At 62.5% G+C, this 21474-nt stretch carries 22 protein-coding genes; 10 read left to right on the top strand and 12 right to left on the bottom strand.

Annotation, left to right across the window (positions count from 1 at the left end):
* Positions 1-130: 130 nt before the first annotated feature.
* The gene (locus C7I36_RS10785) at positions 131-712 is read left to right on the top strand and encodes a BCCT family transporter (RefSeq protein WP_219899645.1); all 582 of its coding nucleotides are present in this window, start codon (positions 131-133) and stop codon (positions 710-712) included.
* A 103-nt stretch (positions 713-815) separates the two neighbouring features.
* Here the strand turns inward: C7I36_RS10785 and zntB are convergent, their stop codons facing one another.
* Positions 816-1787 carry a zinc transporter ZntB gene (zntB, locus tag C7I36_RS10790; RefSeq protein WP_106453722.1) on the bottom strand — a complete coding sequence of 324 codons (972 nt, stop codon included), beginning with the start codon at positions 1785-1787 and terminating at the stop codon, positions 816-818.
* Between the two features lie 151 nt (positions 1788-1938).
* Here zntB and C7I36_RS10795 point away from each other — a divergent pair, with 151 nt between their 5' ends.
* Both C7I36_RS10795 and C7I36_RS10800 read left to right on the top strand, forming a co-directional pair.
* Positions 1939-3732, top strand: a complete 1794-nt coding sequence (locus C7I36_RS10795; RefSeq protein ID WP_106453723.1) for an ABCB family ABC transporter ATP-binding protein/permease — start codon at positions 1939-1941, stop codon at positions 3730-3732.
* A complete protein-coding gene (locus tag C7I36_RS10800) occupies positions 3729-4034 on the top strand; it encodes a DUF1294 domain-containing protein (RefSeq protein ID WP_106453724.1) in 306 nt (101 codons plus the stop codon). Before C7I36_RS10795 ends, C7I36_RS10800 begins: the two co-directional genes overlap by 4 nt.
* A 41-nt stretch (positions 4035-4075) precedes the next feature.
* On the opposite strand, the gene C7I36_RS10805 is transcribed toward C7I36_RS10800, so the two are convergent.
* The 4 genes from C7I36_RS10805 to betI all read right to left on the bottom strand — a co-directional run bounded on the left by C7I36_RS10805 (position 4076) and on the right by betI (position 9634).
* The gene (locus C7I36_RS10805) at positions 4076-5290 is read right to left on the bottom strand and encodes a choline transporter (RefSeq protein ID WP_106453725.1); all 1215 of its coding nucleotides are present in this window, start codon (positions 5288-5290) and stop codon (positions 4076-4078) included.
* A 352-nt stretch (positions 5291-5642) separates the two neighbouring features.
* Positions 5643-7325, bottom strand: coding sequence for a choline dehydrogenase (gene betA, locus C7I36_RS10810; protein ID WP_106453726.1), 1683 nt, complete (start codon positions 7323-7325; stop codon positions 5643-5645).
* Positions 7326-7574: 249 nt separating this feature from the next.
* Positions 7575-9038 carry a betaine-aldehyde dehydrogenase gene (gene betB / locus C7I36_RS10815; RefSeq protein WP_106453727.1) on the bottom strand — a complete coding sequence of 488 codons (1464 nt, stop codon included), beginning with the start codon at positions 9036-9038 and terminating at the stop codon, positions 7575-7577.
* On the bottom strand, positions 9029-9634 hold the full coding sequence (gene betI, locus C7I36_RS10820; protein WP_106453728.1) for a transcriptional regulator BetI: 606 nt from the start codon (positions 9632-9634) through the stop codon (positions 9029-9031). Before betI ends, betB begins: the two co-directional genes overlap by 10 nt.
* A 401-nt stretch (positions 9635-10035) precedes the next feature.
* On the opposite strand from betI, the gene C7I36_RS10825 reads away from it, so the two are divergent.
* Positions 10036-10497, top strand: a complete 462-nt coding sequence (locus tag C7I36_RS10825) for a c-type cytochrome (RefSeq protein ID WP_106453729.1) — start codon at positions 10036-10038, stop codon at positions 10495-10497.
* Between the two features lie 53 nt (positions 10498-10550).
* Here the strand turns inward: C7I36_RS10825 and C7I36_RS10830 are convergent, their stop codons facing one another.
* The 3 genes from C7I36_RS10830 to C7I36_RS10840 form a co-directional block, all read right to left on the bottom strand.
* Positions 10551-11231 carry a cytochrome b/b6 domain-containing protein gene (locus tag C7I36_RS10830; protein WP_106453730.1) on the bottom strand — a complete coding sequence of 227 codons (681 nt, stop codon included), beginning with the start codon at positions 11229-11231 and terminating at the stop codon, positions 10551-10553.
* Positions 11232-11377: 146 nt separating this feature from the next.
* Positions 11378-12049: a hypothetical protein gene (locus C7I36_RS10835; RefSeq protein ID WP_106453731.1), complete on the bottom strand. Its 672-nt coding sequence runs from the start codon at positions 12047-12049 to the stop codon at positions 11378-11380.
* Positions 12050-12138: 89 nt separating this feature from the next.
* Positions 12139-12441: a DUF3634 family protein gene (locus tag C7I36_RS10840; RefSeq protein ID WP_106453732.1), complete on the bottom strand. Its 303-nt coding sequence runs from the start codon at positions 12439-12441 to the stop codon at positions 12139-12141.
* 104 nt (positions 12442-12545) lie between these two features.
* Between C7I36_RS10840 and C7I36_RS10845 the strand changes: the two genes are divergently transcribed.
* Positions 12546-13667: an endonuclease/exonuclease/phosphatase family protein gene (locus tag C7I36_RS10845; RefSeq protein WP_245880097.1), complete on the top strand. Its 1122-nt coding sequence runs from the start codon at positions 12546-12548 to the stop codon at positions 13665-13667.
* A gap of 213 nt (positions 13668-13880) precedes the next feature.
* Here the strand turns inward: C7I36_RS10845 and ftsZ are convergent, their stop codons facing one another.
* The gene (gene ftsZ, locus C7I36_RS10850) at positions 13881-14972 is read right to left on the bottom strand and encodes a cell division protein FtsZ (protein ID WP_106453733.1); all 1092 of its coding nucleotides are present in this window, start codon (positions 14970-14972) and stop codon (positions 13881-13883) included.
* Between the two features lie 69 nt (positions 14973-15041).
* A complete protein-coding gene (locus C7I36_RS10855) occupies positions 15042-16001 on the bottom strand; it encodes a helix-turn-helix transcriptional regulator (RefSeq protein WP_106453734.1) in 960 nt (319 codons plus the stop codon).
* Positions 16002-16200: 199 nt separating this feature from the next.
* Between C7I36_RS10855 and C7I36_RS10860 the strand changes: the two genes are divergently transcribed.
* Positions 16201-17733 (top strand): M14 family zinc carboxypeptidase, encoded by a 1533-nt coding sequence (locus C7I36_RS10860; RefSeq protein ID WP_106453735.1) that lies wholly within the window; start codon positions 16201-16203, stop codon positions 17731-17733.
* A 6-nt stretch (positions 17734-17739) separates the two neighbouring features.
* Here the strand turns inward: C7I36_RS10860 and C7I36_RS10865 are convergent, their stop codons facing one another.
* Complete coding sequence (locus C7I36_RS10865; RefSeq protein ID WP_106453736.1) at positions 17740-18129, bottom strand: SirB2 family protein; 390 nt, start codon at positions 18127-18129, stop codon at positions 17740-17742.
* Positions 18130-18285: 156 nt separating this feature from the next.
* On the opposite strand from C7I36_RS10865, the gene C7I36_RS10870 reads away from it, so the two are divergent.
* Positions 18286-18711 carry a DUF411 domain-containing protein gene (locus tag C7I36_RS10870; RefSeq protein WP_106453737.1) on the top strand — a complete coding sequence of 142 codons (426 nt, stop codon included), beginning with the start codon at positions 18286-18288 and terminating at the stop codon, positions 18709-18711.
* Here the strand turns inward: C7I36_RS10870 and C7I36_RS10875 are convergent.
* Positions 18692-19048, bottom strand: a complete 357-nt coding sequence (locus C7I36_RS10875) for a DUF2500 domain-containing protein (protein ID WP_106453738.1) — start codon at positions 19046-19048, stop codon at positions 18692-18694. The two genes, C7I36_RS10870 and C7I36_RS10875, sit on opposite strands and share 20 nt — an antisense overlap.
* Before the next feature lie 100 nt (positions 19049-19148).
* Here C7I36_RS10875 and C7I36_RS10880 point away from each other — a divergent pair, with 100 nt between their 5' ends.
* The 3 genes from C7I36_RS10880 to C7I36_RS10890 are packed head-to-tail and all read left to right on the top strand — an operon-like array spanning position 19149 to position 21440.
* Positions 19149-20936, top strand: coding sequence for an intermembrane phospholipid transport protein YdbH family protein (locus C7I36_RS10880; protein WP_106453739.1), 1788 nt, complete (start codon positions 19149-19151; stop codon positions 20934-20936).
* Positions 20933-21115 (top strand): YnbE family lipoprotein, encoded by a 183-nt coding sequence (locus tag C7I36_RS10885; RefSeq protein ID WP_106453740.1) that lies wholly within the window; start codon positions 20933-20935, stop codon positions 21113-21115. The genes C7I36_RS10880 and C7I36_RS10885 overlap by 4 nt, the downstream gene beginning before the upstream one ends.
* A 10-nt stretch (positions 21116-21125) precedes the next feature.
* On the top strand, positions 21126-21440 hold the full coding sequence (locus C7I36_RS10890; protein WP_106453741.1) for a YdbL family probable chaperone protein: 315 nt from the start codon (positions 21126-21128) through the stop codon (positions 21438-21440).
* Positions 21441-21474 lie beyond the last annotated feature (34 nt).

Genomic DNA, 21474 nt, shown 5'->3' on the forward strand with positions numbered 1-21474 from the left:
GGGTTTCTTCAACAAGGGTAAGGTGTTCTATCAGGGTCATGGTCAGGCTCCTTCGGCAAGAGGTGCTGATTAGATCACAGACGATCCACCCGTTCAAATTTCATTAACAAAGTATGATCCCGCCCTGCCTTTGGTAGGCAGTTTTGTCGCTCGTATTTCTAAAGGAAGAACTATCAAGGAATTTATGTTGGGAGCTGTTTTTATTCCCGCACTTGGATCCTTCGTCTGGTTTGCGGTAATGGGTGGCTCTGCAATACATATTATCCAGAACCTGGGTGAGGTGGCATTGGCTCAGGCCGTTGAGGCCGATGTGACTTCCGCGCTCTTCAAATTCCTCGACTACTTCCCCATGAGTACTCTGTTGAGTGTTCTGGCCATGGTTCTGGTGATGGTTTTCTTTGTGACATCGGCAAACTCTGCCGTGTTTGTACTGGGAATGATTAGTGAAAATGGCAATCCTAACCCCACCAGTGTGACCAAAGTTGTATGGGGAGTGGTTATCGCCGGGATTTCTATTGTTCTTATTATGACCGGTGGGCTTTCAGGTCTGCAGTCTGCCTTGGTTGCAACTGCGCTACCGCTTTCTGTGCTGATGCTGGTAATGTGTTATTCCACCTATAAGGGGTTGAGTGAGGACGTGATAGCATCAGCGGATAAAAGATGTGAAACTTCTGAAGGTGTTGCTTCTCCGGCGATGGCCAAGAAAGTTTGAACATGGGCTTGTTGCTTATGTAAATGAAGCTTGATTCATTTTCGAATCCTCGCAAAAGGTGCCGCTTCTATATTGAAGCGGCACCTTTATTTTTAGGATTCGCTTACCACCAGCGGTTGCGCCGCAGCCACACCGCCAGGCCGGCGCCCAGGGCCAGCAGGCTCAGGCAGAAAATCCAGAAGGCGGCGGGGTGATTGGCCCCCGGCATGCCGCCCAGGTTGATGCCGAACAGGCCGGTGAGAAAGCTGGCGGGCAGAAACATCAGTGCCATGATCGACATCTGGTAGGCGCGCTGGTTGGTGGCTTCGGTCATCAGGTTATTGACCTCGTCCGCCAGCACGGCGGTGCGGGCCAGGCCGGCGTCGAGATCGTCCAGCCAGCGGCGCAGCCGGTCGGCAATGTCGAGCAGGCGGCGGCGATCGTCGTCGTTGAGCCAGCCGATTTTTTCGCTGGCCAGCCGGGCGATCAGATCCCGCTGGGGGGAAAGATAGCGGCGCACCAAAATCAGCTGCTTGCGAATGCGGCCCAGCCGGCCGTTGGTGGGCAGCTCCCGCATCAGGATCTGCTCTTCCAGCTCCAGGATCTGATCGTGCAGATCTTCCACAAACTCGCCAGCCCGGTCGGTGAGGGCGTCGCACATCTCCACCAGCCAGTCGCCCAGGGTGACCTGTTCATCGCTGCTGCCCAGCAGCTCGTACACGTCCTGTTCCGACAGCAGCGGCCGGTGCCGGCTGCTGATAATAAGCGAGGGCGTGATGTAGATGCGCAGCGCCACCATTTCTTCCGGGCTGTTGCCCTGGTTGTGGTTGATGCCGCGCAGGGTCAGCAGCAGGTTGTCGCCCTGGCGTACCAGCTTGGGCCGGCTGCTCTGGCCCAGCAGCGCCTCGCGGGCGGCCTCGCTGACCAGCTCGGAATTACGCAGCCAGTCGGCGGCCTGGGGCTGCTCGTAGTCCAGATGCAGCCACACCGGCGCCGCCGTGGTGGCCGGCAGCTCGGCCTCCGCCGGCAAGGGTTCCAGCCCGCCCTTGCTGCTGAGCTGCAGGCGGTAAATGCATTGTTCCGGCAATGGTTCCATCGGCCTTTCTCCCTACCTGTGAAAGGTTCAGCTTATCGCAAGGTAAAGGCGGGTTCATGCGAAGCTTAACATTTTTGCCAAGGGGGATGCGGCTGCCTGCTGCGTCAAAGGGGAGTATGATGACGCTCATTCTCCCGCAACAGACTGAATTATGCGCCGAAGCTCCTGGCATCCGGAGATGGATGATGCCGCCATCAATGTCCGTACCCTGAAAACCCTGATCCCCTACCTGCTGGACTACAAGGGCCGTATCGCCCTGGCCCTGTGCTGCCTGGTGGCGGCCAAGCTGGCCAGCGTGGGGTTGCCCTTTATTCTCAAGCACATTGTCGATGGCATGGACACCGCCGTCAGCACGGTAGTGGCGCTGCCCCTGGGGCTGCTGCTGGCCTACGGCACGGTGCGCTTTGCCAACGTGCTGTTTGGGGAAATTCGCGACGCCCTGTTTGGCCGGGTGACCGAGCGGGCCATGCGCCGCATTGGCCTGAGTGTGTTCAATCACCTGCACCGGCTTGAGCTGGACTTTCACCTCAACCGCAGCACCGGCGGCCTGTCCCGGGACATAGAGCGGGGGGTGACCGGGGTGGGCTTTTTGCTGCGCTTTATGGTGTTCAACATTGTGCCCACCCTGCTGGAAATTGGTCTGGTCACGGCGCTGCTGCTGATCAACTACTCGGTGTGGTTTGCGCTTATTACTCTGGGGGCGGTGGTGGTGTACGTGGCCTGGTCGGTGGTGGCCACCGACTGGCGCACCGGCTTTGTGCGCGCCGCCAACAAGGCCGACTCGCAAACCCACAGCCGGGCGGTGGACAGCCTGCTCAACTTTGAAACGGTCAAATACTTCAACAACGAGCAGTACGAGGCGGGCCGGTACGACGACGATCTGGCCGAGTGGGAGCGGGCCCGGCGCAACAACCGGCTCAGCCTGTTTGCCCTGAACGGTGGTCAGGCGCTGATCATCGCCCTGGCCATGACCGCCATGATGATACTGGCCGGCCAGCAGGTGGTGGCGGGCACCATGACATTGGGCGACTTTGTGCTGATCAACGCCTTTATGATGCAGTTGTTTCTGCCGCTGAATTTTCTCGGTTTTGTGTACCGGGAGATGAAAGGTTCATTGGCCAACATCGAGCGGCTGTTTGCCCTGCTGCGCCGCCGGCCGCAGATCAAGGATGCGGAAAATGCCCCTGAGCTTGAAGTAACCCGGGGAGAAATCGAGTTTCGCCACGTTAGCTTTGGCTACCGGCCCGACCGGCAAATTCTGCACGATCTCAGCTTTACCCTTCAGCCCCGGCAAAAGCTGGCGGTGGTGGGGGCCAGCGGCTCGGGCAAGTCCACCCTGGTCAAGCTGCTGTTTCGCTTTTACGAGGTGAACGAGGGCGCCATTCTGATCGACGGGCAGGATATTCGGCAGGTGAGCCAGGCGTCCCTGCGCCGGGCCATTGGCATAGTGCCGCAAGATACGGTGCTGTTTAACGCCTCCATCTACGACAACATTCGCTACGGCCGCATCGACGCCAGCGAAAGCGAAGTGAACGAGGCCATTCGCCTCGCCCACCTCAGCGACTTTATTGCCAGCTTGCCGGAAGGCAGCGCCACCCTGGTGGGGGAGCGGGGGCTGAAACTGAGCGGCGGCGAAAAACAGCGGGTGGCCATTGCCCGCACCATTTTAAAGCGGCCGCCGATACTGGTGTTCGACGAGGCCACCTCGTCGCTGGACAGCCGCTCCGAGCGCAGCATATTGCAGGCCATTCGCGAGGTGTCCCGGGGCCAGAGCAGCCTGGTGATCGCCCACCGGCTGTCCACCATAGTGGACGCCGACCATATTCTGGTGATGCAGGACGGCCGCATCGCCGAGCAGGGCAACCACGAGCAGTTGCTGGCAAAAGAGGGTCTGTATGCCCAGCTGTGGCGGCTGCAACAGAAACAACAGGAGCAACCGGCATGATCAAGGTCTATGCCGGGCTGGCGTTGTGGTATGCCGCCCTCAGCCTGGTCACCTTTGGCCTGTACTGGTGGGACAAGCGTGCCGCCATGCACGGTCACTGGCGGATAAGCGAGCGCACCCTGCACATGCTGGCGCTGCTGGGGGGCTGGCCCGGTGCCTGGCTGGGCCAGCACTGGCTCAGGCACAAGTCGCGCAAGCGTTCCTTCCTGTGGGTATTCTGGCTGGCGGTGGCCGCCAATCTGGGTGGCGTGAGCTGGCTGCTTGCGGTGTCGGACGGCCTGGCGGCACGGATTGCCGGATAGGGCTGCAGACAACAACGGCACCCTGGGGTGCCGTTGTTGTTTTAGTTGGCCAGCTCTATCTTGCTGTAGTCGATGCGGTTGGCCTTGGGCGAGCTGGCGATGGCCAGCACGGTGTCGCGCTTGTTGACGAGGATGTAGCCGCCGCAGGCGAAAAACAGGCCGATGACCAGGGCGCCGACCCACTGGATTTGCAGGAAATCGAGCTGGAACAGCAGGGTCAGGCCGCACAGGGCCAGCAGGTTGCCAAGGAAGTAGCGTGCCTTGCCCAGCCGGGCCACGGTGAGGTTGAGGTTGTCGGTATACAGCCGGATCAGCGAGTCGAGCGAATTGATCACCATGGTGATGCCCACCGCCACCATGGCCCAGTTGTAGAAGCCTGTCGTGGTCAGGCCATGGTCGTGGAAGTAGTAGAGCACGCTGAACCAGGTGGCGATGGCCATGGACGGAAACGCCAGCATGGCCGCCAGCAACTGCCAGGTGCGCAGGCCGCCGACGAAGCGGGCGGTGAACTGGCCGATCATGATGCTCCAGGAGAACCACCAGAACAGGTAGAACTCGTGATAGTCATTGAGCGGCAGCACAAAGCGGTGGATGTTGCCGAAGTAGTCGCCCACCAGGGCAAAGGTGGCGGCGAACTCGCCGATACCGCCGTTGCCGGCAAAGGCACCGACCCACATCAGGGCGATCAGGCCGATAAACAGCCAGCTGGTGCCCAGGCTCAGGATTTTTACATAGCGCAGGCTGGTGCTGGAGTAGACGGAAGCGGCAATGACCAGCAGTACCACCAGGTAGAAACCGGCCACTATGGTTTCGCCGTCGCCCAGTCCGGGTACATACCAGGGCAGGTTGCTCAGCAGCAGGAAGGCGGTAAAGGCACAGGTGCCGATGATCACCACATTGTTGATCAGCTTGACCAAGGGCAGCTCGAAAAAGCCGACCCTGGGCTCGATCACGCAGAAATAAAAGCAGGTGACGAAGTAGAAACCCCAGATCAAAAAACCCCAGAAACCGAACTCGATGGCCAGCGGGTTGGCAAAGCCGTATTCCGGGCTGGCGGTGAGATCCGCATAGCCGGCAAACTCGGTGAGCGGGAACATGATCAGCCCCACATCCAGGCCGGAGGTAAACAGGATGGCGATAAAGGTGAAGGTGCGCACCGGGGTCACGCCGATACAGCGGATATTGCCCCATTTATAGAGGATCAGGGCGATGGCGGCGAAAGTGAACAGGATCCCTGCGGACAGTAGAGCGGTCATGCGTTAACCCCTCCGTTTATTTCCATATCGATAAAAAACACGGGTACTTCTCCTTTGGTTGAACAACACAAGGAGCAGTCCACCTGCGCCCCATTGCTGGCAGAGCCGGAATATCCGGAGGCTGGCGGGTTCAGCACGCCGACACGCTGTGAATACATCCCTGTACGCTCCGCCGCTTCGTCCCTGAAGCGGAGGGTCGGCTTAGCTGTACCCGCCATCCTCCTCGTTCGTACTCCGAGCAACAATGTGAGACGCAAGTCAGGCCTTAAGTATCGCGGGGCCGGTGGCGGCGTGGCGCCACCGATTGCGATAGTTAAAGACTGAAAGGACGCTCAATACTTTTCACGATTCTTCAGACCAGATCGCGCTTGGGGCTGTTGGCCCGCTGGCGGCGCTGCCACTCTTGGTCCATGCCCACTTCCGCTGCGGAGGCGGCCAGCGGCGCCTTGCCCCGGATCAGATCCGCGGCCCGCTCCGCCACCATGATGGTGGGAGCGTTGAGGTTGCCGTTGGGAATGGTAGGGAAGATGGACGAGTCCACCACCCGCAGGCCCGCTATGCCCCGCACTTTGGTTTCGGGGTCCACCACCGCCAGCTCGTCGGTGCCCATGCGGCAGGAGCAGGAGGGGTGGTAGGCGCTTTCCACCGCCTGGCGCACAAAGGCATCGATTTGTTCGTCGGTGTGAATGTGTTCACCGGGCTGGATTTCCGCGTCTCGGTAGGGATCCATCGCCGGCTGATTGATGATCTCCCGGGTCAGCCGCACGCAGGCGCGAAAGCCCTCGCGGTCGTCTTCGTGCTCCAGGTAATTAAAGCGAATGCGCGGCGCCATGCCGGGATCGGCGCTTGCCGCCTTGATATAGCCCCGGCTTTTCGGCTTGTTGTGGCCGATGTGCACCTGAAAGCCGTGGCCGTCGAAGGCCTCGCGGCCGTCGTAGCGCATGGCGGCAGGCAGAAAGTGGTATTGCAGATCCGGCCATTCCACCCCGGCCTTGGAGCGGATAAAACCGCAGGACTCGAAGTGGTTGGTGGCGCCCAGGCCGTCTTTTTTCAGCAGCCAGCGGCTGCCGATCAGGAACTTGTTCCACAGATCCAGCTTGCCGTTGAGGGAGATGGGCTGTTTGCAGCGGAACTGGAAATAGAACTCCAGGTGATCCTGCAGGTTCTCGCCTACCCCGGGCAGCTCGTGCTTCTGCTCGATACCGGCCGCGGCCAAGGTCTCTTTGGCGCCGATGCCGGAGAGCTGCAGCAGGTGCGGCGAGCCGACGGAGCCGGCACTGAGAATGACCTCCTTGCTTACCCGCACTTCCTGTACCCGGCCGTTGCGCTCATAGCGCACGCCCACCGCCTGTTTGCCCTCCAGCAGCACCTTGTGTACCAGGGCGTGGGTGACCACGGTCAGGTTGGGGCGGCCCATGGCCGGGCGCAGGTAGGCGTTGGCGGTAGACCAGCGGCGGCCGTTTTTCACCGTCATGTGCATGGGGCCAAAGCCTTCCTGCTGGCGGCCGTTGTAGTCGGGGGTGTGGAAGTAACCGGCTTCCACCCCGGCGTCCACAAAGGCCTGGTACAGGGGGTTTTGCATCCGGTTGCCGTTGTTGACCCCGAGCGGCCCCTGGTCGCCGCGGTAGTCGTCGCCGCCAAAGGCCCAGCTTTCGGCCTTCTTGAAATAGGGCAGGCAGTGGGCGTAGTCCCAGCCCTCGGCGCCGTGCTGTTGCCATTCGTCGAAGTCGCGGGCGTGGCCGCGCACATAGACCATGCCGTTGATGGAGGAAGAGCCGCCCAGCACCTTGCCGCGCGGGCAGTGCATGCGGCGGTTGTCCAGGAAGGGCTCGGGCTCGGTCTCGAACTGCCAGGCGTACTTCTTGGTGTTCATGGGAATGGACAGGGCGGTGGGCATCTGGATGAAGATGCTTTTGTCGCTGCCGCCGGTTTCCAGTAGCAGCACGGTGTGCTGGCCGTCCTCGGTGAGGCGGTTGGCAAGCACGCAGCCGGCGGAGCCCGCGCCCACGATGATATAGTCGAATTGGTTTTGCATTGCGTTACCTCGAATCGCTCGGTACCGGAAGGCACAGCACGCCGACACGCTACAAGTTCATCCCTGTAAGCTCGGACATGCCATCCATGGCATGTCACGGTCGGCTTGGCTGACGCCTTCCGTCACCTTATATCGCTGATCGTCTCCGCCTTCGCGGGTATGACGTTGTCGGTGTCACTCCCGCGCAGGCGGGAGTCCAGTGGCCGGCGGCTTCCCTGGTCGACTGAAGTCGACCCTACGGGCCACCTGTTAAAACGGGCTTTCCAGCTTGTTCATGCCCACGTACACCGCCTTCAGCTGGGTGTAATGATTCAGGGTGGCCAGGCCGTTTTCCCGGCCGATGCCGGACAGCTTGTAGCCGCCCACCGGCATCTCGGCGGGGGAGGCGCCGTAGGCGTTGATCCAGCAGATGCCCGCCTGCAGCCGGTGGATGACCCGGTGCGCCCGGCGAATGTCCTTGGTAAAGACGCCGGCGGCCAGGCCGGTGTCGGTGTCGTTGGCGCGCGCCACCACCTCGTCCTCGTGCTCGAAGGTCAGCACCGACATCACCGGACCGAAGATCTCTTCCCGGCAGATGGTCATGTCGTCGCGGCAATCGGTGAAAATGGTGGGCGCCACGAAGTAGCCGTTGGGGGCCGAGGCCGGGCGGAGGGCTTCGCCGCCGTGGGCGAGGGTGGCGCCTTCTTCCACGCCTTTGCGGATATAGCCCAGCACCTTGTCGTAGTGGGCCCTGGAGATCAGGGCGCCGAAGTTGGTGTCCGGATCCAGCGGGTCTCCGGCTTTGATGTTGTTGCGGGTGCGCGCCAGCAGCCGTTCCATAAAGGCCGGGTAGATGTCCTTATGCACGAACACCCGGGTGCCGTTGGTGCAGATCTCGCCCTGGGTGTAGAAGTTGCCGAGCATGGCGGCCGAAACGGCGTCGTCCAGATCGGCGTCGTCGAAGATAATGAGCGGCGACTTGCCGCCCAGCTCCATGGTCACTTCCTTCAGCGAGCCGGCGGCGGCGGCCATCACCTTCTTGCCGGTGCCCACCTCGCCGGTGAAGGACACCTTGGCGATGTCCGGGTGGCCGGTCAGCCAGGCACCCACGGCGCCGTCGCCCTGCACCACGTTGAACACCCCGGCGGGCACCCCGGCCTCGATAAAAATCTCAGCCAGTTTGAGCGCCCCCAGGGGAGTTTCTTCCGAGGGCTTGAAGATCATGGCGTTGCCGCAGGCCAGGGCCGGGGCGGATTTCCAGCAGGCGATCTGCAGCGGATAGTTCCAGGCACCGATGCCGGCGCAAATGCCGAGCGGCTCCCGGCGGGTATAGTAGAAATCGCCCCCGAGGCTCTGCTGGTTGCCTTCAATGGAAGGGGCCAGCCCGGCGAAGAATTCGATGCTGTCGGCGCCGGTGACCACGTCCACCACCGAGGCCTCCTGCCAGGGCTTGCCGGTGTCCAGCACCTCGATACGGGCCAGCTCGTCGTTGCGCTCGCGCAGCAGGGCCACGGCCCGTTGCAGAATGCGGGCCCGCTCCATGCCGGTCATGGCCGACCATTGCGCGAAGCCGCGCCGGGCCGAGTCGATGGCGAGCGCCTTGATGTGTTCGTCGGCCACTTCCACTTCATAGATGACCTCGCCGGTGGCGGGGTTGACCACCTCAAAGGTGTCGCCGGACTGGTTGGCCACATAGCGGCCGTTGATAAAATTCTGGTAGCGCGTCAATGACATGCGTTGACTCCGTCATGCTGTAACAGGTTGTCGATAAAGGTTTTGCACAGGGCTTCGGCGTGGCGGAAGTCGGCTTCCGGCGATTCGCTCAGGGCACTGCGCAGCCAGAAGCCGTCGATCAGGGCGGCGGTCTGGCGGGCGGCGTCGGCAGCCTGGTCCGGTGTCATTACCCGGCGGAAGGAATAGCGCAGGTTGCTGAGCAGCCGCTGGTTGTTGATGTGCTGTAGCCGGGCCAGGCCGGGATCGTGCATGGCCTGGGCCCAGAAGCTGAGCCAGGTTTTGGTGGCCGGGCGCGAGCGCTGAAACTCGGTAAAGTTGGCTTCCACTATCATCATCAGCCGTTGGCGCGGGCTCATGGGGCCACCGGCGGTTTTGGCCAGCAGCGCCCGTTTCAGCTCTTCCAGCAACTGTTTGACCGTCGCTTCAATCAGCCCCTGCTTGCCGCCGAAGTAGTGGCTGATGATGCCCGACGACATACCCGCCAGCCGGCTGATGCTGTTGATGGTGGTGTTCTGCAAACCGTACTCGGCCACCGAGGCCAGGGTGGCCTCGATCAACTGCTGTTTGCGTGTTTCCTGTATTCCGACGATAGGCATAATTTGATTGATTGACTGTTCAATTAATAAAAAGCCTAAATGTTAGTGCTGGAATGATCAAGTGCTTTTGTTTTTTGCTGTCCCAGTATAAATATGGTGTTTTTTGCTTTTATATGTGTTTTTTAGGGTTTTTTTGAGGATTTATCGGTGATTTTTGAAAGGTTTTTTGGAAGGAGTCTACTGAGTTATTCGGGACTTTAAGCTGTTTATTGTATCGCTCACTAACTAAATGTTGGGGTGGAATGGGTTGCCGGCTGGAGCCTGTGAAGGGGGAAGTGAAACTTTCCGTTTGAAGCTCTATTTACCCCCTTGGTGGTGGATCCGGGGCAGGCTCTGTAATATCGTTAAGCGCTAATTAAAACGGCTGACGTTTGAGCAGCCTCATACCAAGGAGCACAGCAATGTTGAAAAAACGCCTGATCCTCGCCGCCGTCACCGGCCTGTTTGCCACCACTGTGGCTGCCCAGGCCAACCTGTTCAAGCCGGACGATGCGGTCAAATACCGCCAGTCCATCTATCAGGTGATGAGCGCCCAGACCAGCGTCATGGGAGCCATGGTCAAGGGCGAGGTCGACTTTGATGCCGCTGCCCTGCACCAGCGGGCCCTGAACCTGGGTAATGCCGCCAGCCTGCTGGGGGATACCTACTTCCCCGAAACCCGGGGCGAATCCACCAGCAACCTGCTCGACAAGGCGTGGGACGACATGGACGGCTTCCAGGCCAAGGGCCAGGCCTTTGGTTCTGCCCTGCAGGATCTGATTGCCGTGTCCGGTGAAGCGGATTTCGACGCCGCCAAGGCCCGTCCCGTGGTGACCAAGGTGCTGCAAAGCTGCAAAAGCTGCCACGACGACTACCGCAAGTAAGCGATACATAAAAAAAGGAGCCAGGAGGCTCCTTTTTTTATGTTGGCCGGGCCTCAGGCCAGGTTGAACAGGGACCATACCGCGGCCACCGACAGGGTGGCCGCCAGCACGAAACGTGCCCAGGGAAAGGCTTCCCCGGCCTGATCCAGGGCGTCCGCCGCCCTTGTCTCGGGGACTTCCTTGTGGCCGGTGATCATGGCCTTGACCAGGCCCTCGCCGCGCAGCCGGTAAAGCGCTATGGCCAGCACATGCAGCCCCACCAGTACCAGCAGCCCCTGGTAGAACCAGCTTTTGTGCCAGCGGGTCATCTGTTCGGCGGTGCCGCCGGAGACCAGATCGTAAAGCGGTCCGGTGTAGAAGATGTCATCGGTGGCGAACAGGCCGGTGGCGCCCTGCAGCAGCAGGCTGCCCAGCAGCACCAGTACCATGACGCCGCCCAGCGGGTTGTGGCTGAGGTAAACCGGCTTGGACGGGCCGAGGGCGGCGCCCAGGTAGCCGGCGATGCGGCCCGGGTGATAGAGAAAATGGCCAAAACGCGCGTAAGGGGTGCCGATGAATCCCCAGATCAGGCGGTACAGCAACAGGGAAAGCAGGATCTGGGCCAGTTGCATGTGCCGGTCGAGATCCTCGCCGGCGGAACGCCACAGCAGGAACAACAACACCGGCAGACTCCAGTGAAACAGCCGGATTGACCAGTCCCAGACCTTGACCTGTGGGTGAGGGGAGGTGTTCATAATGGGATCTCCTGTGACATCTGTTGCTGCAAAGTCAGAACAATCTGATTGTTATTGGTGGTTACTCCTAAAGGAGTACCCCAGAGTGCCAAAATAAAACATCCCGATAAAGATCGGGATGTTCGGGAAACGGCAAAAAGGCGGGATTATTCGGGTGTGCGGGTGCGCATTTCGGCCAGGGCCTGCTCCAGCCCCTGGCGATACTGGCTGCGGGTAAGGGCGTCGATTTCCTGCCACTTTTCCTGGGGGGCGAAGTTCACCTCGGTTTCGGTGAGCACGTCCCTGCCCTGCAGCGCGACCCAGCGGGGATCGTAGTTGCGGCTTTGCTGGCTGTCCCATTCGAGTACTTGTCCGACAATCGCCTGCAGGCGGTCCGGGTTGCTCAGGGAATAGGGGCCGATGCGCTGGCCGAAGCGCTGGTTGAGCTTGGTCACGGCGCCGTGGGTGGTTTCGTCGCCGGACTTGTTGGCGTCGCTGCGGGCCCTCAGCTGGGCGGCGTAGTACCAGAAGGTGGCCTGATCCTGGTAGTTGTTGTCGAACATGATGGCGGACATCAGGTAGAGCACCGGCGGGGCGAAGTCGTTGGGACTTTTCAGTATGTCGTTGATGGTGTCCGGCTTGCCGTCGGTAATGGCGTCCATCGCCTGCTGGGATCGGCGGATGTCGATGAGGGCAAATTCGCCCTTGGGCTCGATGGGGCCGGCCTGCTCGGCCGCGGGGGCCGGAGTAGTGCTGGCCTGCTCCGATGGGTCCTTGGCGGGCGGCTCGCTGGCGCAGGCTGCGAGCAGGGTGCATAGCAACAGGGGATAGAGTTTCATGACGGGCTCTCGTGCAATGGAATATTCTCCCCCAGCAAACCGGGAAACCGGGCCCAGGTCAAGGGCCGGCGGCCAAATCGCTCCCGGATTCAGCCCGGCTGCGGCTGATTTTGCCAGAACAGGCGAATGTCCTGGCGGTAGGAGGCGGGGATGCTGCGTGAGCAGCTCAGCTCCACCTGGCCGCCGCGCCGGATGCCGCGGATGGTCCCTTTGAGGGTGCGAGCGTCCCGCACCAGCTGCTGGCAATGGCTCAGCAGCGCCTGGGGCGGCCGTCCGCGCTTGACATTGAGATGAATGCCTTCGATGGTGATGCAAAAACTTTCCTGCCGCCGGCGCAGCACATACAGCAGGCCGAACAGTGCGGCCGAGGTGACAACCAGAATGCCAAACATTGTTTTCTTCCCTGAAAAGCAGCGTTACACAGCAGAGTCGGATGAGAGGGTCCCTAGATTCAGGGGCAAATGATGACAGTTTGAGCGGTAAAGGCAAGCAACCCATGAACCCCATTACGAAAATTCGTGTCGCCAGCTTCAACGTGGCGCTGGATCGTCGCCATCCGGGCCAGCTGGCCAATGAAATCGCCGGGCCGGGCAGCCGCCAGTTGCGCCATCTGGCGGCCATTATCCGGCAGATCCGCCCCGATATCCTGTTGCTCAACGAGTTCGATCATGACGGCGAAGGGAACGAGCCCGGGCATTTGCACCGTTTTTGCCGTGATTACCTGGCAGCGGGCGCGGACGGCATCGATTATCCCCACGCCTGCCTGGTGCCCACCAATACCGGACTGCTGGCGCCCCTGTCCCTGCACGGCGGTGGCGAGCCCGCCCTGCCCGGAGACGGCCTGGGGTTTGGCGCCTTCCATGGCCAGTACGGTTTTGCCCTGTTGTCCCGCTATCCGCTGTGCCAGGAGCAGGCGCGCAGCTTCCGCCGCTTTTTATGGCGGGACATGCCCGGCGCCCGGCTGCCGCGCGACGCAAGCGGGCCCTATTATGCGCCGGCGGCGCTCGCCGTCTTGCCGTTGTCGTCCAAGAACCACCTGGACATGCCGGTCGAGTTGCCCGGCGGACGGCGGTTGCACCTGCTGGCCAGCCATCCGGTGCCGCCCATCGACGAAGGGCCCGAACGGCGCAACAGTTGCCGCAACCATGATGAGCTGCGGTTGTGGCATGACTATATCTGTCCCGGCCGGGGAGACTATCTGGTGGATGATGCCGGCGGGCGCGGCGGCCTGGCCAACGGTGCCGACTTTGTGATACTGGGCGATCTGAACGCCGATCCCCGGGATGGGAGCGGTTTTCGGGAGGCCATCCGGCATCTGCTGGCCTCTCCGGCGCTCAACCGGGAAGTGGCCCTGGGGCGCTTGCGGCCCGGTTCCGAAGGGGCCCTGGCCTTGCGACCGCCGGTGAAGCGGCGGGGGCCGCCCCGCTACTGGACCCACAGCCAGGGCCTCAGGCTGGATTATGTGCTGCCCGGGGCCGGATTGAAGGCCCTGGCCAGCGGGGTCTGCTGGCTGGCGCCGGAGCAGGATCCGCAGGGCTGGTTCTGGGACCGGCGCGGTCGGCCCGATCGCACCGCCAGCTCCGATCACCGGCTGGTTTGGGTCGATATTGCGGTGTGAGAAGGCTCACGCTTTGACGCCGGTGCCGGCCAATAACGGGAGCGATATCAAACATTGGCGAATCAATGCTGGGATTTGGCGATTATTGGAGATTAAATAGCGCTCGAGACCCTAGATTGCTTTCGAAGTTCAGTTATCCAGGTTGGTGACCCGGATAATTCGCTGATATTCTTCATTGCGGGCAAGCCTGACCGGCTTGCCCTTTTTTTGTGCCTACTGCTGGCGCTGGCGCAAGAAGGCGGGAATATCGAGGCCGTCTTTAAGGCCAGTGTCCTGCTCGGCACGGGCCGGATGGATGCCGGCTTCCGGGTTGCTGCCGGCGACCAGGGTCTCCCTGGGCGGCTGGATGCCGGTGGCGATCATGGTGACCTGGATGCTGTCGGTCAGGTTGGGATCCAGGCTGATGCCGGATACCACTGTGGCCTCTTCCCCCACGCAATCCGCCACCCGGTCGCCGATTTTCTGGAAATCGTCCAGGCCAATGTCCATCGAGGCCACCACGTTGAGCAGCACGCCCCGGGCCCGCTCCAGCTCCACCTTTTCCAGCAGCGGGTTGTTCAGGGCCTGGAGGGTGGCGTCCTCAACCTTGTTTTCGCCGTGGCCAAGGCCGATGCCCATCACCGCCTTGCCCTGCTGGCGCATGATGGTGCGCACATCGGCGAAGTCGATGTTGATAAGGCCGGTCTGGCCGATGATGTCCGCCAGCCCCTTGACCGCGTTCTGGATGACCTTGCTGCTTTCGCTAAAGGCGGCCAGCAGCGGGGTGCGCGCACCCAGTACCCGCAGCAGGTAATCGTTGGGCAGCACCAGCAGGGCATCGGTCTGCTCGGCCAGTGCTTCCAGCCCCCGCTCGGCGGCCAGTGCCCGTTTTTTGCCCTCGAAACCGAAGGGGCGGGTGACGATGGCGACGGTCATGATGCCCAGCTCGCGGGCCACCTGGGCGACCACGGGGGCGGCGCCGGTGCCGGTGCCGCCGCCCATGCCGGCGGTGATAAAGCACAGGTCCGCTCCGCTCAACTGGGCCCGGATCTCGGACAGGCTTTCCTCGGCGGCACGCCGGCCCACTTCCGCCTCGGCGCCCGCCCCCAGGCCACGGGTGAGGATTTTGCCCAGTTGCAGGGTCCCGACCCGGCTCTGCTGCAGGGCCTTGGCGTCGGTGTTCATCGCCACTATGTCCACATGCAGCGGCAGGCTGCTGTCGGCCAGCAGGTTGACGGTGTTGCCGCCGCAGCCGCCAACGCCCACCACGCTGATATGAATGGCGTCGCAATCGGGTTCGGCGGGTTCAAAAAGGATATCGCTCATCCTGTACTCCGTGGCAAAACAAAAGGGCTGAACCAGTCAGCCCCCGGGGTCAGTTTGTTTATCTTCTGGTCAGCGGTTTTTCAGGGATTCCGGCGCCAGTATTTCTACTTTTCCCGCCATGTCGGTCAGCCAGCGACGAAATTCCGGCGAATCCTTCACTTCGGTTTCCACCATCATGCTCTGCTTGTCGTAGCGGGTCAATCTGGGGTTGTGGCCGGGAATGGTTTCTTCCAGCAAGGCGCGGCCCGGATTGGTGATGCGGCCGACGAAATGGATGGTTTCCGCCTCTTCCTGGTAGCCTTTTTCACGGATCAGCTTGTTGACGCTGAACTCCCGCGGCTGGGTGACCGGACGGCTGGTCAGCTCCACTTCCTTGATATGCTCGAAGGGGATGCCGTAGATCTTGGGATCCATGTCCGATACGGTGCACAGCAGCATGGGACCATCCTTGCGGGTGACGATGCCGAGCGGGTTGACCTGCTCGTAACGCAGCCAGACGGTGCGGCCCTTGATCACCCGCTTGATCTCGGCGCTGAACTTGCGGCCGCGCCAGAGCGCATCGCGGATGGTGGTGGCCCGGCGCATTTCCGGGCTGCCCGGGAACGGCTTGGGCAATTGCACCACGTTCTCCATCCAGCGGCTGGCCAGTTCGCTCTGGCTGTCGTTGATCACCTGGGTGGCCTTGTCGATGATGGGGTTGAGCTCCGCCAGCACGCTGGCAGGCAGCAGGTCGGCGGCCTGGTCGTTCCAGGTTTTCAGCGCCATGGCCAGGCCGAGCGGCATAAAGTTGGCGAAATCGTTCAAACCATTGCGTTCGAAGCACCAGCCATGGGGCTTGCTGCGATCGTCGGAGGTGAGATCGAACAGGCCCATGCCGGACATTTCTTCCAGATCCCGCTGCACGGTCCGCAGGCTGACCTGAATACCTTCTTCTTCCAGTTTTTCTTGCAGCTGGCGAGCGGTCAGCTTGTACGGACGATAAGGAACACAGCGCGCCAGGGTCAATTGTCTCAGCAGTTTCTTACTCATGGTTTTGCCCTCTTGCTTGGGATGATTTTATCCTAGGCAGAAGGTGTGACAACTTCTGTCGCAACTTTTTCGGGAGCGAGTGTCGCTATTTTTCTACAAACTCGTTCTGACGGTCTGATCCTGACGCTGGCCAGGGTTGTCTTTTTTCGGGAGGTGTGACTATAAGTAATTGAAATAAAACTATCTTGTCCGGAGTCGCATGAAGATTCTAGCGTCCCTGCTGGTGCTGTGCGCCAGCCTGGCCTGGGCCCAGCCCGTGCCGCCGATCCCCTTTGAAAACGGAAAATTTCTGACCCTGCCCGCCAGTCGCGACATCAGCCGCTACCTAGCCGGGCTGGATAGCCTGTCGCCCAGGGCCCGGCTGGTGTCGCTTGGTACCTCGGCCGGGGGGCGGCCGATAGAGGCGCTGCTGATGTCCGAGTCGCCCGCCTTCCTGCGGGATCAGGCCGCCGAGGAGGACAAGCCGACGGTGATGCTCCTTGGCTCCCAGCATGGCAACGAGCCCTCCAGCGCCGAAGCCATCCAGCAGCTGGCACGGGAGCTGGTGGCAGGCCAGCACCCGGCGCTGCTGGACCGGCTCAACCTGGTGCTGGTGGCCATGGCCAACCCGGACGGGCGGGATCTCTCGACACGCCATAACGCCAACAACGACAACACCAATATCGACTATGTGGCGCTCAATGCCGGGGAGACCCGGCTGCTGGTGGACGCCCTGCATCGCTTCGATCCGGACGTGGTGTACGATGCCCACGAGTCCGGCATCTGGAAGCGGGTGCTCACCCGGGAGCAGGGCTGGATGACCGATGTGGAGGCCCAGTTCGACATGGGCAACAACCCCAATATCGACGGGCCCCTGCGCGACTATACCGAGCAGCGGCTGTTGCCTGCCCTGATCGAGCGGGTGTCCGACGCGGGCCTGGCGGCGGTGCGCTACCGGGGCGAGATCACCGACATCAACCAGTCGGTGGCCCGGGGCGGCCTGGGCATCACCAACCTGCGCAACTATGCGGCCATGCAGGGGCGCGTTTCCATCCTGGTGGAAAACCGGCTGGACAATAAGGACGGCCGCTACCCCACGCCGCGCAACATCGCCGAGCGGGTGCGCAAGCAGCACCTGAGCATCCTGACCATGCTGGAGCTGGTGGCGGACGAGAGTGAACAGCTGGTGAGCCTGTCGCGCCGGGCCCGCCAGCAGTGGCAGTCCGGCACCGGGGACGGTCGCACCCTGTGGATGGGGGTGAGCTTCGAGGAGAACCGGGACGAGCCTGAGGTGAGCCTGCCCCTGGTGCGTTTTGCCGACGGCCACCGGCAACTGCACCGCTTTGCCAATCACGACGCCATCGTCACCCGGACGCCGATCCGGCTGGCCGACGCCTACGCGGTGACTCGGGAGCGGGAACGCATGGCGGACTGGCTGGCGCGGCACCATATTGCCTTTGAAACGGTGCGGGAGCCGCGGGAGCTGGAGGCGCAAAGCCTGGTTGTCGAGCAATTGTTGCCCCAGCCCAAGGCCCGACCGGGGGTACGGGAGAAGGTTCGGGCCGAGGTGAGGGTTGAGGCGCGCCAGGTCACCCTGGGGGCGGGGGATCTGCTGGTGCCCATGGATCAGCCGCTGGCGCCCCTGGCCGCGCTGATGCTGGATCCGCGTTCCGCCAACGCGCTGTATCAGGAGCCCGGCTGGCAATGGCTACGGCCGGGCGAGTTTCCGGTGTTCCCGGTGCGCTTGCCCTGAGCCGGCTTAGAGCGCCAGCCAGGACAGGGGGGACTTGCTGACGGCGGCGCCGTAGATGTAGGCGAAAATGGCGATGGATGCCAGGGCGGCGGCCAGGCGCTGGCCCTGGGTCTTGCCGCGCTTGATGGCGATGGTGCCGACCACGATATAAAGCACCAGGCCGATGACCTTGGCGGTGAGCCAGGGGCTGTTGTCGAACGGAATTTGCCGGATCTGCACTGCCAGCCAGATACCGCACAGCAGCAACAGAGTGTCGTTGACATGGGGCACTATCTTCAGCACCTTGTTGTTGATGCGGGCGGGCGAAGGAACGGCCAGCCAGGCACGCAGCATGAACAGGGTGACGCTGATCAGGGCGAACATCATGTGGGCGTGTTTGACGGCGAGATAGGACATAGGGACTCCTGCAAAGACAATGGGTTAAGCGCGAATGTCGGCTAGCATAGCGCGTTGCCGCGGCGCTGAATACTGAGGAAGATCAAAGCGGCCTCGGCCGACCGCATGCTAGTCTGGCTGCCGCGTCCGGATTTGTAACAGTGAAAGGTGAACAAGATGAACAAATGGTACTTCGGCCTGGCCGGCGCCCTGCTGGCCGGTCCCCTGCTTGCGGCGCCGATGACGGTGTACAAATCCGAGTCCTGCGGCTGCTGCCAGGACTGGATTGAGCACATGCAGGCTTCCGGTTTTGAGGTCACGGCGGTGAATACGGAAAACATGGGGGCCATCAAGGCCAGGGCTGGGCTCAAGCCGGGCCTTGCATCCTGCCATACTGCCCATATCGACGGCTATGTGATCGAAGGCCATGTGCCGGCGGCGGACGTAAAGCGGCTGCTGGAGCAGAAACCGGAGGTACAAGGCCTGACCATCCCCGGCATGCCGGCCAGTGCGCCCGGCATGGATATTTCGGGTACGCCCTATGAGGTCCTGAGCTTCGATAAAGAAGGCAACACCGCCGTCTTCAGTCGCTATCCAGGATAACCTGATCCGGTTCGAAGGCGATAAAGCGGCTGCCCTGGATCACCAGGGTGCCGGTATCTTGCGGGGTCAGTTGTTCGAACAGGTGTTCGCTGACCCTGAACTCCCGCTCATCGCCGCCGGCAAGGGGCCTGAAGCGCACATAATAATCCACTCGCGGCGGTGGCAGCTCGGTTTCCTGCGGGCTGGTGCGGCCCATGAACTCCCGGGTGTGCTTGCTGGCCACGGCCGCCTTCAGGCTGTGCTGAGCCTGGGCATTGTTGTGCAAGTGCACGTACAGTTGGCGTCCGATCACCAGGGTGGCGACGGCAATAATGCCCCAGAGAACGAGTTTGTCCATATCATCCGACCCCCTTGCGTGTGGCTCCAGCTTAATGCTTGTACGAGGCGACGCAAGCTGATTTGATCGATAGCGTGATCAACCGACCATGGCGAAAAACATGCGTGTATTCTGGGGAGCCGCCCTGTTGCTGCTGTCCTGCGCCGTACAGGCACAATGGCCGCCCGCCTGGCTGGACGCCGAGGCCGGGCTGGCACGAGCCCGGGTGCCGGATTGCCCGAACGAGTCTGCCGAGGGGTTCAGCCTGCGCTGGCAGCAGGGGCGGATCAGCGGCCGGCTGCAGCGGCTGAGCCTGGACCTGACCTGTTCGCGCAGTGGCAACAGTGGCTTGGAGGGGGAACGGGATGCGTTGTCCTTGCTGCTGACCCTGCCGCCCATCGATTTTGAAATAGACGAGTTGCGCCTGCACCTGCCCGGTGGCGAACTTGCCGGGCCCGCCGGCTTGCGCCACCAGGGGCGCAAGCTGGCGCTGCACTGGCGTACCGGCGGCGGCGAGCTGGTGCTGGCACTGGAGCCCCATGAACAGGGCTGGCGCTGGCAGGGGCAACTGCCCGGCGGCCTGTTCACGCCGGCGATGAACCACCAGCCTCTGGCGGTCAGCGGGGGGTGGCAGCCCGGGCGTCCCCTGGTGGTGGCGCTGAGTTCCACCCTGCCCAGGCCATTGGTGGGCGAGGTGCGGCTAGATATCCGGCTCGCTGAAACGACCGGCGGCTGGCGGCTGCTGCCTGACTCCCGGCTGACCATACCCCGCCTGGGCTGGCGTGACCTGACGCTCGACAACCTGGTGTTGTCGCCCGTGGGCAGCCAGTCCTTGGCCGGTCCCTGGTCGCTGGAACTGGCATGGCAGGGGGGGCATTGGGCCAGACAGGCGTTCCCTGGGGCCTCGCTGCAATTGAACGCGGAGAGTGGGCGGGTAGGCGATCTGGCTCTGGAACTGGCCCCGGGACTGCGCCTGGCCGGATACTGGCGCCAGCGGGCCACCGGCTGGTCGCTGGTACTGCCGCGCCAATCCCTGTCGCTGGCCGGGCTTTGGGCCTGGCTGGGTTCCTGGCTGGCCATGCCGGCGGACCTGGTGGTGGAGGCGGGTGAGGTGATCCTGTCTGCCCGGGCGGAGGACCTGCCGGATCCGGCGCGTCCGCTGACGCTGCAACTGGCACTGGAAGGCGGTCGCATGGCCTACCGGGAGCTGCGTGCCGAGCCGGTGGCCGCAACGTTTATCCTGGACTGGCGGCAAGGGCGGCTGTTGAGCCGGGACGGCGGCGGCCTGTCCATCGGCGAGCTGGATATCGGCGTGCCGGTGCGGGAAATCCATGCCGCCCTCAGCTGGCGCCAGGATGGGCTCTGGCTGAGCGGCCTGACCGCACAATTGCTGGGGGGGCAACTGGCGTTGTCGCCCATGGCCCTGGCGCCGCCCCTGCGAGGACAACTGCACCTCAGGGATATTGCCCTGGCCGAACTGCTGACCCGGGCGGCGGTGCCCGGGCTGACCGGCGACGGCCGCCTGCATGGTCGCCTTCCCTTTGTGTTTGATGGTCGGGGCAGCGTAAGCGGAGGCCAGCTGTGGGGCGATCCGGGCTGGATTTCCTACCGGCCCGGCGAGGCGCTGCAGGCCTCTGCCGAAAGCAACCTGTCCCTCGGCCTGACCCTGGGGCTGCTGACCGACCTGCAGTACCAGGAGCTGGCGGCGGAGGTATCGATGGACGCCGCGGGCGAGGCGGTGATCACCAGTCGGCTGCGAGGCCGGGCTCCGGTGATGGGCCGAATGCACCCGGTCAACTTCAATTATCAGCACCGGGAAAACCTGTTAGAGTTGTTGGAAAGCCTGCGCTTTGCCCGGGATCTCGGGGAACGGCTGCCGGCCCGGCTGGAGGGGGGAACCGATAAATGAAATACGCAGCGATCCTGCTGGGCGCCCTGCTGGGTACCGCCTGTACGCCCAGGGTGGAGGTGATGGTGCCCGACAAACCCATTACGGTGAACCTGAACGTCAGGGTGGATCATGAAATCCGGGTGCGGGTCGACCGCGAGCTGGAGCAGTTGTTCGAACAAGAGCAGGAATTGTTCTAAGGGGGTTGAGATGCGGTGGTTGGCTTGGATTTTGGCGGTGACCCTGAGCTGGTCGGCCTGGGCGCTGGACCTGCAACAGGCCAAGCAGCAGGGCTTGATTGGCGAGCAGTTGAACGGCCTGGTGGGCGCGGTGCAGAGCAGCCCCCAGGTCAATGTCATTGTCGGCGATATCAATCGCAAACGGCTGGAAGGCTATCAGGAAATCGCGCGCAAAACCGGCACCAGCCTGGCGGTGGTCCAGAGCCGGGCCGGTCAGCTCAATATCGAACGCACCCCGGGCGGCCAGTACGTCCAGTTGGCCGATGGCAGCTGGCGGCGCAAGTAGGCCGCCATAGGAGGCGATGCCGGCCAGTGGTAGC

This window comes from Zobellella taiwanensis, from assembly GCF_003012795.1.
In the GTDB taxonomy this organism is placed as follows: Bacteria; Pseudomonadota; Gammaproteobacteria; order Enterobacterales; family Aeromonadaceae; genus Oceanimonas; species Oceanimonas taiwanensis.

Bases quoted from the DNA above. Each gene is read 5' to 3' on its own strand.
- C7I36_RS10855 (WP_106453734.1), bottom strand. From the start codon at position 16,001: ATGAGTAAGAAACTGCTGAGACAATTGACCCTGGCGCGCTGTGTTCCT.
- C7I36_RS10870 (WP_106453737.1), top strand. From the start codon at position 18,286: ATGAACAAATGGTACTTCGGCCTGGCCGGCGCCCTGCTGGCCGGTCCC.
- C7I36_RS10875 (WP_106453738.1), bottom strand. From the start codon at position 19,048: ATGGACAAACTCGTTCTCTGGGGCATTATTGCCGTCGCCACCCTGGTG.
- C7I36_RS10795 (WP_106453723.1), top strand. From the start codon at position 1,939: ATGCGCCGAAGCTCCTGGCATCCGGAGATGGATGATGCCGCCATCAAT.
- C7I36_RS10890 (WP_106453741.1), top strand. From the start codon at position 21,126: ATGCGGTGGTTGGCTTGGATTTTGGCGGTGACCCTGAGCTGGTCGGCC.
- C7I36_RS10885 (WP_106453740.1), top strand. From the start codon at position 20,933: ATGAAATACGCAGCGATCCTGCTGGGCGCCCTGCTGGGTACCGCCTGT.
- betI (WP_106453728.1), bottom strand. From the start codon at position 9,634: ATGCCTATCGTCGGAATACAGGAAACACGCAAACAGCAGTTGATCGAG.
- C7I36_RS10880 (WP_106453739.1), top strand. From the start codon at position 19,149: ATGCGTGTATTCTGGGGAGCCGCCCTGTTGCTGCTGTCCTGCGCCGTA.
- ftsZ (WP_106453733.1), bottom strand. From the start codon at position 14,972: ATGAGCGATATCCTTTTTGAACCCGCCGAACCCGATTGCGACGCCATT.
- C7I36_RS10840 (WP_106453732.1), bottom strand. From the start codon at position 12,441: ATGTTTGGCATTCTGGTTGTCACCTCGGCCGCACTGTTCGGCCTGCTG.
- C7I36_RS10830 (WP_106453730.1), bottom strand. From the start codon at position 11,231: ATGAACACCTCCCCTCACCCACAGGTCAAGGTCTGGGACTGGTCAATC.
- C7I36_RS10800 (WP_106453724.1), top strand. From the start codon at position 3,729: ATGATCAAGGTCTATGCCGGGCTGGCGTTGTGGTATGCCGCCCTCAGC.
- C7I36_RS10865 (WP_106453736.1), bottom strand. From the start codon at position 18,129: ATGTCCTATCTCGCCGTCAAACACGCCCACATGATGTTCGCCCTGATC.
- C7I36_RS10805 (WP_106453725.1), bottom strand. From the start codon at position 5,290: ATGACCGCTCTACTGTCCGCAGGGATCCTGTTCACTTTCGCCGCCATC.
- zntB (WP_106453722.1), bottom strand. From the start codon at position 1,787: ATGGAACCATTGCCGGAACAATGCATTTACCGCCTGCAGCTCAGCAGC.
- C7I36_RS10845 (WP_245880097.1), top strand. From the start codon at position 12,546: ATGAACCCCATTACGAAAATTCGTGTCGCCAGCTTCAACGTGGCGCTG.
- C7I36_RS10860 (WP_106453735.1), top strand. From the start codon at position 16,201: ATGAAGATTCTAGCGTCCCTGCTGGTGCTGTGCGCCAGCCTGGCCTGG.
- betA (WP_106453726.1), bottom strand. From the start codon at position 7,325: ATGCAAAACCAATTCGACTATATCATCGTGGGCGCGGGCTCCGCCGGC.
- C7I36_RS10825 (WP_106453729.1), top strand. From the start codon at position 10,036: ATGTTGAAAAAACGCCTGATCCTCGCCGCCGTCACCGGCCTGTTTGCC.
- C7I36_RS10835 (WP_106453731.1), bottom strand. From the start codon at position 12,049: ATGAAACTCTATCCCCTGTTGCTATGCACCCTGCTCGCAGCCTGCGCC.
- betB (WP_106453727.1), bottom strand. From the start codon at position 9,038: ATGTCATTGACGCGCTACCAGAATTTTATCAACGGCCGCTATGTGGCC.